The organism is Haloferula chungangensis, from assembly GCF_042664875.1.
GTDB lineage: Bacteria > Verrucomicrobiota > Verrucomicrobiia > Verrucomicrobiales > Akkermansiaceae > Haloferula > Haloferula chungangensis.
The window spans coordinates 1-11,664 of the sequence record NZ_JBHTBS010000023.1; the positions used below are offsets into that span (position 1 = coordinate 1).

Here is an 11,664-nt window from a genome sequence, read left to right on the forward strand (position 1 = left end):
GCGTCTGGGGATTTTTTGCTGAAAGTGTTTCGGAGAGCTTAGAGACTCGCCGTGCCGCCCTAGAAACGCATCGGGAAAACTACGATGGACCCCAGAAAACCGCGTCGGGTATCCCTCTTTGGCCATCTAGGGATCCGATCGGGGAACGGGGCGGGGTGAACCTGTATGGGTTCGTGGGGAATAACGGAGTGGGTTGGGTTGATCGTCTTGGGTTGGAAAACGTTGAAGTCGAAAGTGATCCAGAGCTGCCTGACCCAGCCGGAATTCGGCCAAACTTTGTTCATGGCTCAGGACGAGATTCTGGCACCCGTTATCCCCAAAAAACGTTCGATTGCAGTTGTGAGGAGGAAGAAAATGAAGAAGGGAAGAAATGCTACTACATCAAGTGCAACATCACCTTTACGGCGGTCATCACGCTGGATTTGAATCAGCCTAAAGCTGGGGGGGCGTCACTCTCTGGAATTTATGGTCACGAACAACAACATGTGGTGGAGAAAGTCGGAAGCGTTGATGCAATCATTGCAAAAGTTGAATCAAAGAAGGGTGGGCCTTTCAAGGGTTCATCTTCTTGTAAGGACTCAATGAAGCAGTGGGAGACGGAATTGTACAATGAATTCATGCGCTTGTTCCCGAACGATAATCGGGTGACTGATCAATCGCATGATGATCGTCACAACAATCCTGACGATCCTCGACCTGGAAGTGGCGAGGAGTTTCCTCCTCTTCCAGGTTCCGCGCACGGTCCAGGGTTTTGATTTGTATTGTTATTTAAGTTCTTATGAAAACGGGGAGAGCGCTGGTTTATGCCGTGGTTTTGTTGTCACCTATTTCATCCTGTTTAGCAGATGAACTAATCGGAAGCGGCATGGGCTCGCTTAAACGAGGTGGGGTTTTGTTCACGTTGAGCCAGATTGCTAGCAACGTGAGCAATGGAGAGACGGTGGATCATGCTTTTCGCGTAATAATATCGAGTGGCTTTTCATTAGAGGACTTGGTCGTGATTCAATATAAAGATGGGAAGAACGACATGTTTTGGCGGGATGGGCTATATAAAAACGTAAGATTTGGCGCGGTGACTGAGGCTCAGTTCGAAAAACGTCACGATTCAACGGTCGCGAAGGCAATCATTGCCGAGCTGCACAAGGAGGAAACTTGGGCCTTTAATCAGAGGTTCACAGGTGAGGCGATGGAAGATGGTAGAGTTGTGATGTATGCAAAGATTTTGAAGAGCGGCGAAACCTTGTTTAGGGCACACCGCGGGAATGCAGACGACAAATATCCACAAGTGAACAAATTATGTGGTCTGGCTGAGGAGTTTTGGGAGGAGCTCCGATCTGAATAGGCTCGGTCCGTGAAATGCGGCGTTGACTACTGCAATTCCAGTAGGAGCGAACAGCCGCCGGAGCCCGGCTCGAAATGCTCCGCTGGAGCGTCCCCCTGAAGAACTGGATAGGGAATAGGGAGATCGAGGAGCGACGGACAATGTGAAAGGGGTGGGTGCGTGAATCGTGGTGTTGATCCGAGGGGTTTTGCCATGGGCAAAACCCATAGGAGCTCTTGGCCGTCGGGAGGGCCGGTGGGTCGAGCGGAATAGCGGTCGGTCGTCGAAAAGGTTCCGCTCGGACGCGGCGGCTCCCCGGCGGCGGCGCGAGCCGGTGATGTCCGCTTCACCTAGAGAGTCACCCGATGCGCCTTCTTTCCCGGCCCGCCTGCGGGCGGTGGTTTGGGGGTGTGCGGTGATCCGGGAGGCGGTGGAGTGGAACGCAACCGTGGGCAGGCGGGGACCGTCTCCCGGAATTCACCGGCGGCCTGCGTGGCGGGTTTCCCCGAGCCGTGAGGCGAAGGCAAGGATTGCGGCCGGGCGCGGGGCTGCCTGCCTTTTTGCCGAAGGTGACTTGTGACTGCGCGGTAATGCGGAGGTGTGGGGCGGCACGGAGGGGACCGCTTGCGGCAGGGACCGTGACGGATGGAGGGCGCTGCGCATTACCCCGCGCACGTCACATGTCAGCGATGGCGAGCAGCCCCGTGCCGGGCCGCCAGTGGGATGATTTCAGCGGTGCGGAGCGATGATATGGGGTCGCCCACGGCTTGGGCGGTGATGTCAGGATGCCTTGGCCCGTTGAGCAATGAGCATGTCCTCGACGGTGCCGAGGATGCGCTGCTGTTGGGATTTGGGCAGCTCGGAAACTTCATCGAAAACCCGCTGTAGTTTCGGTGCGCGTCCGGGCTTCGCCTTAGACTGGCTGACGCCGAAGAGCTGATCGAGTGTCACGCCGAAGATTTCGCAAAGCGGCAGGGTCATCGAGGACGGCAGACGGCGGGTCGCGTTTTCATAGGTCGCAACAACCTGCTGGCGGATGCCGAGGCGCTCGGCCAGTTCCGCCTGGGTCAGGCCGGTCTGTTGCCGAAGGGATGCGATGCGTTCGCCAAGCTCACGGAAGAAGTCTTCGTCTTTCATCGGGTCGATGTCGTTTTTGGAGTATGGCCGGATCATAATACTTCTTTTTGGAGTTGACGGTGCGCGAGGCAATCAATACTCCAAAAGGGAGTATCGCAAGACGCGAATTAAAAACCCGAATGCCGACTTGACGCCTTTTTTGAAGCCATGAATCCGACCGACCCGAATCCTGAGCCGCCGACCGACCTCGAAATCGACTACGAGCCGCCGTGCTGGGAGTGGGATCTTTGGGAACGCGAGGCGATCGAGCGCGGGATGAGCAAGGAAATGGCGACGCTCGGTCGAGCGGTGATCCGCGAGGCGGGTCAGCATGCGTGGTGCCCACAGCTTCGCTGCCTTTGCTCGGAAGAAGTGCTCGAAGCGCTTCTTTTGCGTTCTCCGGATCTGGCGAAGCGGCTTTGCGCGGTGCTGCTGGAAACCGACGGCCTGCGCTTCGCGCTGGCCGAGGACGATCCTCGAAGCTGCGAGATGATCGAGCTGGCCGGCTTCGAGCAATCCTCCAACTGGTAAAGACCATGGCGAGAATCCCCGACTCTGAAATCGACCGCATCAAGAGCGAGACCGACCTCGTGGCGCTGATCCAGTCGCGCGGCGTGAGTCTGCGCCAGCAGGGCACGAACTGGACCGGGCTTTGCCCGTTTCACCAGGACAGCAAGACACCGAATCTGATCGTGACGCCGGGCAAAGGCCTCTTTCGCTGCATGGCGAGCGGCTGCGGGGCGACGGGCAACGCGATCCAGTTCGTCGAGCGCTTCGATGGACTGAGTTTTCGCCATGCCTTCGAGCTGCTGGCCAACGGCGGCAAGGCCGCGTTCGAGCACGCGCCGGACGGCCCCAGGAGCAAGGCGAGCGTGCCGCGCCTGCCGTGTCCGTTGGAAGACTCGGCGGGGGATGCGAAGCTCCTTGAGCAGGTCGCGAACTACTACGCCTCCCGTTTTTCAGGCAACGAGGGCGAAGCGGCCCGCGGATACCTTGCCGGACGCGGCCTCGATGACCCGGCGCTGTGGAAACGATTCGGCATCGGGCTGTCCGACCGCACACTCGGCCTACGGATCCCCAGCAAGAACCGCAAGCAGGGCGCGGAGATCCGCGAACGGCTCGAAGTGCTCGGCGTGTATCGCAAGACCGGACGCGAGCACTTGAACGGCTGCCTCGTGGTGCCGGTGCGCAACGTCAAAGGCGACATCGTGCAGCTCTATGGAAGACGCATCGGCGCGGCGACACCGAAGAACCAGCGGCATCTTTACCTGGCCCGACCGCTCGGCGGCATCTTCAACGCCGACGCACTCAAACATCGTGAAATCATCCTGACCGAAAGCATCCTCGATGCCCTGACCTTCATCCGCCACGGGTCCGAAGCCGGACTGGCGGTCATGGAAGCGGCGACCTGCACCTTTGGCACGGCGAACTTCACCGCCGAACTCTTCGAAGCAATCCGGGCGGCAAAGGTGGAATCGGTGCGGCTCGCTTTCGATGCCGACGAGGCTGGCCAAGCTGCGGAAGCCGAGGCCTCGAAGCGACTGCAGGCGGTCGGCATCGAGTGCCACACGGTGAAACTGCCGTGGGGAATGGACGTGAATCAGTATGCCTTGGAACAAGGTCCGGAAGCCTTGCGCCACGCCGTGAGAAGCGCCGCGTGGATCGGGAAAACCGTCGTCAACGGCCATGCCATCGAGCCTCAAAAGCCGGAGGTCTCGGCACCCTCAGAAGACACGCAACACGTGGTACAGCCTCTTTCTTTAGCTGCTAAATCTTTAGCTGCTTGTCCGGATGAATCGGCTGCTAAAAAGGAAGATGGCCCAAGCAAAGCACCCGCGTTCGAACTGGTGAAGGTCGGGGATTATCACGAAGCGGTTTTCGGCTCGCGAGTCTATCGGATCGGCGGACTCGAGAAAAACAACTCGCTCGAAGTGCTCAAAATCACGCTGCGGATGACCTGCGAAGGCCTGATGCATGTCGATTCACTCGACCTCTACCGCGACGGCGAGCGCCGGAAATTCATCGACCGCGCCGCCGAGGAAACCACGCTCGAAAAGGACCTCATCAAACGTGACCTCGGCAAGCTCTTGCTTGCCCTCGAAGTCCTCCAGGAATCGCGCCTCAACGCCCCGCGTGAAGAAGCCGAAAGCATCGAGCTATCCAGCGAGGACGAAGTCGAAGCGCTCGAACTGCTACGCTCGCCGAACCTACTCAAGCGCATCGTGAAGGCCTACGACGAAGCCGGCATCGTCGGCGAGGAAACCAACCTGTTAGCTGCGTATCTCGCGTGCGCGTCGCGCAAGCTCAACAAACCTCTCGCCGTGATCATCCAAAGCACTAGCGCGGCGGGCAAGAGCACGCTCATGGATGCCGTGCTCGCGTTTTTCCCCGACGAGGAACAAGTGAAATACTCCGCGATGACCGGGCAAAGCCTCTACTACCTCGGCGAGTCGAACCTGAAACACAAGATCCTCGCCATCGTCGAAGAAGAGGGCGCCGAGAAAGCCTCCTACGCGCTCAAACTGCTGCAAAGCGAGGGCGAACTGACGATTGCCAGCACCGGCAAGGACCCGCACAGCGGACGCATGGAAACGCAGGAATACCACGTCGAAGGCCCCGTCGCGATCGTCTTCACGACGACCTCGATCGACATCGACGAGGAACTCATGAACCGCTGTCTCGTGCTGACCGTCGATGAATCCCGCGACCAGACCGAACGCATCCACAAGCTCCAGCGCGAGGCCCGAACCATCGAAGGCATCCTCTCCAACGAACGAAGGAAAGACATCGTGCGCGTGATGCAGAACGCCCAGCGCCTGCTTGAGCCGATGCGCATCGCCAATCCCTTCGCCCGTGAACTGACCTTTACCAGCGGACGCACCCGGACCCGCCGCGACCACGAGAAATACCTGACGCTCATCGACACCATCGCGTTACTCCACCAGCACCAGCGCGAAGCGATCACGCACGAAGTGAACGGCCGGGAAGTCACCATGCTGCCCGTCACACTCGACGACATCGAAGCCGCCAACCGCATCGCCCCCGAGGTGTTAGGCCGCTCGCTCGACGAACTGCCGCCACAGACGCGCCGCCTGCTCGAAAGCATCAAGACACTCGTCCGCGCCAAGATGAAAGCCGAGCAGGTCGAGCAACGTCTTTCCATCTTTAGCCGCCGTGAGCTGCGCGAGTTTACCGGCTGGAGCGAGACCCAGACACGGCTCCACCTCGAACGGCTCGAAGCGATGGAATACGTCCACCGGCGCGGCGGCCGTCAGGGCAGCGCGTGCAAATACGACCTCATCACCGACGCCGACGAACCCGAAGGAAGCTGGCATGTCGGCCTGATCGACGTCGCCAAGCTTCGCCGCAAGCAGTCACGAAAACCCGCCACAAAATGAAGCTACGCCAAGCACTTCGCGGGGGAAACCGGTCACTTCGCGCCCCTTCGCCGGACCCGCCCCGCGAAGCTGCAAGCCCGCTGGCACAAGGCTTTTCCCGGAACTTCGCCGCTTCGCCGAAATCGCACATCAGGACCGCAAAAAGCCCTCGTCGTAACGTAACCGCACTTTTCACATTTTACTTTTCACTCGGCACTGAGCGAAGCGACCCATGAACCGCAAGAAAGGCCACCAACGCGGCAAGCACCTGCGAAACCGCGATCAGGACAAACGCGGCGGAAACCGCGCCGTCGAACTGCCGACCGGCCCACCCGGAAGCCTCGCCCACGAAGCCGCCGCCTACCTCGAATCCCTCGCCGTTCGCAACTACACGGCCGACACCATCGAAGGTCGACGCGACGCCCTCAAATTCTTCCTACTGTGGGCGCACGAGCGCGAACTACGGCAACCCTCGGAGATCACCAAACCGATCCTCGAAAGCCATCAGCGGCACCTGTGGCGATGGCGAAAGAAGAACGGCAAGCCGCTCGGCGTTTCCACCCAGCGCAGCCGGCTCGGGTCCCTGCGGGACTTTTTTTCATGGCTCACGAAACAAGACATCCTCACGGCCAACCCCGCCTCAGAACTCGAAATGCCACGCCCCGAAAAACGCTTACCGAAAGAACCGCTCGGCCTGCACCAGGTCGAAGCCGTCATCGCCGTGCCCGACATCGCCGACCCGCTCGGCATCCGCGACCGCGCCATGTTAGAGCTGTTTTACAGCACCGGCCTGCGACGCGGCGAACTCGCCAAGCTCGAACTCCACGACCTCAACCGCGAGCGCCAGACCTTGCAAATCCGCCAAGGCAAAGGCCACAAGGACCGCGTCGTCCCCGTCGGCGACCGCGCCCTCGTGTGGCTGGAACGCTACCTCGACGAAGTCCGCCCGCGCCTGATGCTGCGCACCAACGAGCCCGCGCTTTTCCTCACCAGCTACGGCGAAGCCTTCAACCCCGACGTGATCAGCCGCATGGTGACCAAATACATCAAAAAGGCCGACATCGACCGCCCCGGAAGCTGCCATTTATTGCGCCACACCTGCGCCACGCACATGCTCGAAGGCGGGGCCGACATCCGTTTCATCCAGCAGCTCCTCGGCCACGAGAAGCTCGAAACGACCGCCATTTACACCCAAGTGAGCATCGAGCAGCTCAAGGACGTGCACCGCCGCACCCATCCCGCCGAGAAGCCGAAGAAGCCCCGTGAAGAGGGGAGTGGGGATCAATCGTAAACGTCTCGCCGGTGTCCGACGCGGACCACCAGCACCTCAAGCTCCTCGTCCTTGAGCTGGCAGAGAATGCGGTAGTCATCGACCCGGAAGCGCCAGAACTCGCCGAGATCGCCCTTGAGGCATTTGCCGAACTGGCGCGGATCCTCGCAGCCGGAGATGCGCGAGTCCAGGAACGCGAAGATGCGCCGGGCCGGTTCGTGGCCGAGCTTGCGCAGCTGCTTTATGGCCTTCGGGCCGATCCTATAGCCCCAGCTCACGCTTCGCTTCCTCCGCCGAATAAGTGCGGCCGCGGGCCTTCAAGGCGTCGGCGGCGAGGTAATAATCTTCAAGGTCCTCGAGGTGCTGCTCAATGGCCTCGCGGGCATAGAAAGTCTTGGTCCGTCCGGTCCTTTGGGCAAGCCGGGCCAGACGCTCCTCAAGATCGGGTTGCAGTCGGATGGCCAACATGCGGGAACGCTACTCCGCTATACGCGTATAGCAAGCCCGGAGTGCCCGGAAGAGCGATGAAAAAGCCTCTTCCTTTAGCCGCCGAAAGTCGCTAAGACTACGCCCAGAATTTTGGGCTACTACCTGTCAGAACCCGCGCCGAGCAAAAGCGACCCCACCGCGAAAAACCGCGTCTGGGGATTTTTTGCTGAAAGTGTTTCGGAGAGCTTAGAGACTCGCCGTGCCGCCCTAGAAACGCATCGGGAAAACTACGATGGACCCCAGAAAACCGCGTCGGGTATCCCTCTTTGGCCATCCAGGGATCCCATCGAAGAGAGGGGCGGGGTGAACCTGTATGGGTTCGTGGAAAGTAACTCGATTAATCGAACTGACTACTTGGGCTTGGCTGTAGTCAGCGTAGGCGGAGAATTGACTGGAACTACAGTGATTGAGAAGAGGGATTGCGTATGGGCAATTATTTTAGGGCACGGCCAACCAGCTTATAAACGGAATCAATGTCCCCGACGGAAAAAGTGGGATGAACTAAAGAAGACCTACCCTGAATTGCCGTGTGGAAATAGAATGGGGTTCGTCGGATGCTATCCAAAGTCGATGAATGAATATTTAGATGAGTTGTGGCCAGGTAGTTTAATTCCAGGTGTTGATCTTGAGTGCGATGAAGAGGTTGCCTTCGGCGGACAAGCTGGGTCAGATCCGACAATCGGACCCGCTCCTCATATGTGGACTAAACTAAAAGAATTATGGTACAATGCGATCGAGGAGGCGAAGAATGCGTGTAATAAATCTCCTAGTTGCTGCAAGAGTATCACAGTGCAAGTGGTCTGCCGCGATCAGGACGTTACAGCCTCGTTCAGCGCCCCATTCCAGAAGTATCCGAAATGCGGCTCAATGGAGAAAATCGAGTGCTCGCCGTGATGAAATTGGAGCCAGCCTGGACAATAAGGACAATACTAATAGCAGCCATTTTGGGTGCATTGGGCTGTAGTGACAGTGAGGGAGACGCCCAAGTTGATGACAAACAGACTAGCTCTATAGAAGCTGATCCTTCGGGCAAGACAACGGATGGCATGGAGTTCGTAGATCTACCAGTTCCGCAGTCGGTTGTATTCTGCAGGCCCGAGCCACAAGGCTTTGAAAGTGATCCATTCGAAAGACAAGACATTAGTGCTTCTCCTGATTTGGTGGAGAGATGGAGTCGAACCACGAAAGACTTAAAAATTGATCATATATTGGGTGAGAATTTGAGAGAGCAAATTCGGGAATCAGGCAAAGATCGGTTGTCGTCATATTTTGGAGTCGGTTACAGAGATGGAGCGATTCTCCTTGATGGCGAGAAGAAGCCAATTTTCGCGATACTTCGTCTTAAAAAGAGTGGCTATTATCGCTTCTCTGCAAAAATTGTTGCAGATCCAAGCGGGTACGCGATTGATCTGGGAAGGGTTCAGAACATGGTTTTTGTTAAGGGAGGTGACTTTGACGATCTATTGTGGAAACCAGTCTTGGTTGACGTCGATCCGTGAAGAAATTGTCTGAACCGGGAAGATGGGTTACACACTGACTGACCCAAATAGCGCGTGATTAAGTCCGATTTCGTTGAAAATCTAAGACGGAAAGCCTGCCGAAGTACGGTAGGTATAGTGTGAACATCCAAACCCTTCTGGCAGACTTTCCGTGTCGGGTCTGGGGTCAGTCCTTTCATTTTGCATTTAGCCGGTTGCTTACGGCAAATCTAGTAGATGTGACTGGGGTCAGTCATAGATGTGACTGGGGTCAGTCAAAACTTTTTGACATTGCGTTCACGCGGGTAGCCGAGAGCTGCATCGCCGCCGACCAGGGCGATGCCCCTGGAGCAAGGGGGGACACCGGCAAGGCCTGAAAAAGCCTCTTCCTTTAGCCGCCGAAAGCCGCTAAGACTACGCCTAGAATTTTGGGCTACTACCCGTCAGAACCCGCGTCGAGCAAAGGCGACCCCACCGCGAAAAACCGCGTCTGGGGATTTTTTGCTGAAAGTGTTTCGGTGAACTTAGAGACTCGCCGTGCAGCCCTAGAAACGCATCGGGAAAACTACGGTGAGTCACGGAAACCCGCGTCGGGTATCCCTCTTTGGCCATCTAGAGATCCGATTGAGGAGTTTGGTGGGGTGAACCTGTACGGGTTTGTGGGTAATGAGCCCATTTGGCATTTGGATTACCTAGGTCTTTCAGAGATATGCGAGTTGGTTTCCCATGAAATTGTTGAGAGAAGTACACCGGACACGTCTGGAATTGATGCGTTGACAGATTTCATGACCGAAATGGTGCAAGGGGCGGAGAATGCAAATGAGGCAAGAGATAAAATCGAGGAACAGGCAGAGAAAATGGCTGAGAAAGCTGGACGGAAAACACCTAGGGGAGGCACTGCGGCGGAGGTTCTCAGGCACTTGCTGACCGAAGCTATTGATGATGCCGGAGATTTCACCGAACACCAGGCAAACGAGGCTTTGAAAGAACTTGAGAAAAGAACGCGGCAGGCGGAAAAGGTTCTGCGCAAAAAGAAAAAGGCTTATTACCTTTCGGTGACCGTTATTTGTGTTTGCAAGGTTGGAGAAGAAGACGAGGCAGATCGTCACTCCATTGAGTTTGGCAGAGATCTTAATGTGAATATCAACCCTTGGGAGAAAAAGCCAAGTATTTCAGCCAAGTTCGTGCTCGAGGCCGCTGATGTCGCTTGTAGCATTTTCTGTCCTCGTCAGAACAGCGCTTTGGATACCGTCCCCGGTCAGTATACTCACTGAGTGTTTGGCTAGATAAGAATCTTCAAGTGTTGCCCCTTCTAAAGTCAGATTTTTTTGTTAGTAAGTGTGATGAGTATGTCTAGAAAAGGAAACGCTGCCGCCCTTTTTTATGTTAGCTTGGCCTGTGTAGCGTCGATTGTGGTTTCTTGCGAGCGAGAAAAAAACATCCAAGTTGAGCGTGGTTCTATCTTGGATAAGAAAATAGAAGATAGAAAGAAGAAGATCGGATCGATTAAGGTGTTGAGAAATGCCAGTTTTCCCGAAGATGAGAAGCTTTCGTCGGTAGGATTTAAAAATGAATCTGATAGAATGTTAATAACAATAGACGGTGCTGACGTTGGTGCCCTATTCAAGGCCGTCGAAGATCCACCGTATAACTATATTAGCCATTGGGAAAGGAGAGTTGGAGTAGGGCCGGAGCTTGGTGAAGATTTGCTTGATCCCGGAGGCTTTTTAAGGATATGCCCCGATGCGATCGGATTGATTCCTTTTGCTGGAAGTAATATTGAAGGTTTTGTGGTTTTTGACCGAGATGGAACTGTTTGGGGGCGGCTCTGGCGAAGGGATCGAAAAGAATCGTATCTCTGTGATTTTTCAGGACTCAAAGGAAGGCTCGAGGATGGTTTCTCTCCGATGGTTGCATCGGTTTTGAGGTCTATAGATGCCAAATATAAAAGGGTAATGGAGGGGTTGCCAAGCGTGCGGTCTAGCCGAGAAAGTGTCAGGTGAGAAAGTGTCATGTGACTGGGGTCAGTCCTTGCATTTTGCATTTGGCAGGTTTTCTTACGACAAATCTAGTAGAAGTGAATTGCCTCCGGACCCCGCCTCGAAATGCTCCGCTCCTCAAAGCCAGGCTCCGCACCGCCAAATCACACCACTGGCGTGCTGATCACGTGAGTTGCTGGCCTCGGGCAAATGGGGTCAGTGTGCAAATCTTGACAGATTCCACCTCACTCTTTGGGGTGCGCAGAATAGGGGTCATGCGCAGAATAGGGGTCAGGCAAAACTTTTTGACATTTACTACGACGTTTTCGGTAGCTCTCAGGCTCCGCGCCGCTGTAATGTGAAAGGGGTCGGTGCGTGAATGGTGGTGTTGATCCGAGGGATTTTGCCATGGGAAAAACCCATAGGTGCTCTTGGCCGTCGGGAGGGCCGGTGGGTCGAGCGGAATAGCGGTCGGTCGTCGAAAAGGTTCCGCTCGACGCGGCGGCTCCCCGGCGGCGGCGCGAGCCGGTGATGTCCGCTTCACCTAGAGAGTCACCCGACGCGCCTGCTTTCCCGGCCCGCCTGCGGGCGGTGGTTTGGGGGTGTGCGGTGATCCGGGAGGCGGTGGAGTGGA

The 11,664-nt window shown here is 56.6% G+C and carries 11 protein-coding genes; 8 read left to right on the forward strand and 3 right to left on the reverse strand.

Annotated elements, in window-relative coordinates; translation table 11 throughout:
• Together ACFQY0_RS20610 and ACFQY0_RS20615 are read left to right on the forward strand one after the other, a co-directional pair.
• The coding region (locus ACFQY0_RS20610; RefSeq protein WP_379716755.1) for an RHS repeat-associated core domain-containing protein at window positions 1-755 on the forward strand (755 nt) is incomplete at its 5' end.
• A 23-nt stretch (window positions 756-778) separates the two neighbouring features.
• Window positions 779-1,342 (forward strand): hypothetical protein, encoded by a 564-nt coding sequence (locus tag ACFQY0_RS20615; RefSeq protein WP_379716758.1) that lies wholly within the window; start codon window positions 779-781, stop codon window positions 1,340-1,342.
• 759 nt (window positions 1,343-2,101) lie between these two features.
• On the opposite strand, the gene ACFQY0_RS20620 is transcribed toward ACFQY0_RS20615, so the two are convergent.
• A complete protein-coding gene (locus ACFQY0_RS20620) occupies window positions 2,102-2,494 on the reverse strand; it encodes a helix-turn-helix domain-containing protein (RefSeq protein ID WP_379716761.1) in 393 nt (130 codons plus the stop codon).
• 111 nt (window positions 2,495-2,605) lie between these two features.
• Between ACFQY0_RS20620 and ACFQY0_RS20625 the strand changes: the two genes are divergently transcribed.
• The 3 genes from ACFQY0_RS20625 to xerC all read left to right on the forward strand — a co-directional run bounded on the left by ACFQY0_RS20625 (window position 2,606) and on the right by xerC (window position 7,105).
• The gene (locus tag ACFQY0_RS20625; protein ID WP_379716763.1) at window positions 2,606-2,968 is read left to right on the forward strand and encodes a hypothetical protein; all 363 of its coding nucleotides are present in this window, start codon (window positions 2,606-2,608) and stop codon (window positions 2,966-2,968) included.
• 5 nt (window positions 2,969-2,973) lie between these two features.
• Complete coding sequence (locus ACFQY0_RS20630) at window positions 2,974-5,835, forward strand: CHC2 zinc finger domain-containing protein (protein ID WP_379716765.1); 2,862 nt, start codon at window positions 2,974-2,976, stop codon at window positions 5,833-5,835.
• Window positions 5,836-6,046: 211 nt separating this feature from the next.
• The gene (gene xerC, locus ACFQY0_RS20635) at window positions 6,047-7,105 is read left to right on the forward strand and encodes a site-specific tyrosine recombinase XerC (RefSeq protein ID WP_379716768.1); all 1,059 of its coding nucleotides are present in this window, start codon (window positions 6,047-6,049) and stop codon (window positions 7,103-7,105) included.
• On the opposite strand, the gene ACFQY0_RS20640 is transcribed toward xerC, so the two are convergent.
• Together ACFQY0_RS20640 and relB are read right to left on the reverse strand one after the other, a co-directional pair.
• A complete protein-coding gene (locus ACFQY0_RS20640; protein WP_379716771.1) occupies window positions 7,096-7,362 on the reverse strand; it encodes a type II toxin-antitoxin system RelE family toxin in 267 nt (88 codons plus the stop codon). The two genes, xerC and ACFQY0_RS20640, sit on opposite strands and share 10 nt — an antisense overlap.
• Window positions 7,346-7,552, reverse strand: a complete 207-nt coding sequence (gene relB, locus ACFQY0_RS20645) for a type II toxin-antitoxin system RelB family antitoxin (protein WP_379716774.1) — start codon at window positions 7,550-7,552, stop codon at window positions 7,346-7,348. The genes ACFQY0_RS20640 and relB overlap by 17 nt, the downstream gene beginning before the upstream one ends.
• 791 nt (window positions 7,553-8,343) lie before the next feature.
• Between relB and ACFQY0_RS20650 the strand changes: the two genes are divergently transcribed.
• The 3 genes from ACFQY0_RS20650 to ACFQY0_RS20660 all read left to right on the forward strand — a co-directional run bounded on the left by ACFQY0_RS20650 (window position 8,344) and on the right by ACFQY0_RS20660 (window position 11,054).
• Complete coding sequence (locus tag ACFQY0_RS20650; protein WP_379716777.1) at window positions 8,344-9,072, forward strand: hypothetical protein; 729 nt, start codon at window positions 8,344-8,346, stop codon at window positions 9,070-9,072.
• 407 nt (window positions 9,073-9,479) lie between these two features.
• Complete coding sequence (locus ACFQY0_RS20655) at window positions 9,480-10,325, forward strand: RHS repeat-associated core domain-containing protein (protein WP_379716780.1); 846 nt, start codon at window positions 9,480-9,482, stop codon at window positions 10,323-10,325.
• Window positions 10,326-10,514: 189 nt separating this feature from the next.
• Complete coding sequence (locus ACFQY0_RS20660) at window positions 10,515-11,054, forward strand: hypothetical protein (RefSeq protein ID WP_379716783.1); 540 nt, start codon at window positions 10,515-10,517, stop codon at window positions 11,052-11,054.
• The last annotated feature ends 610 nt before the right edge of the window (window positions 11,055-11,664 follow it).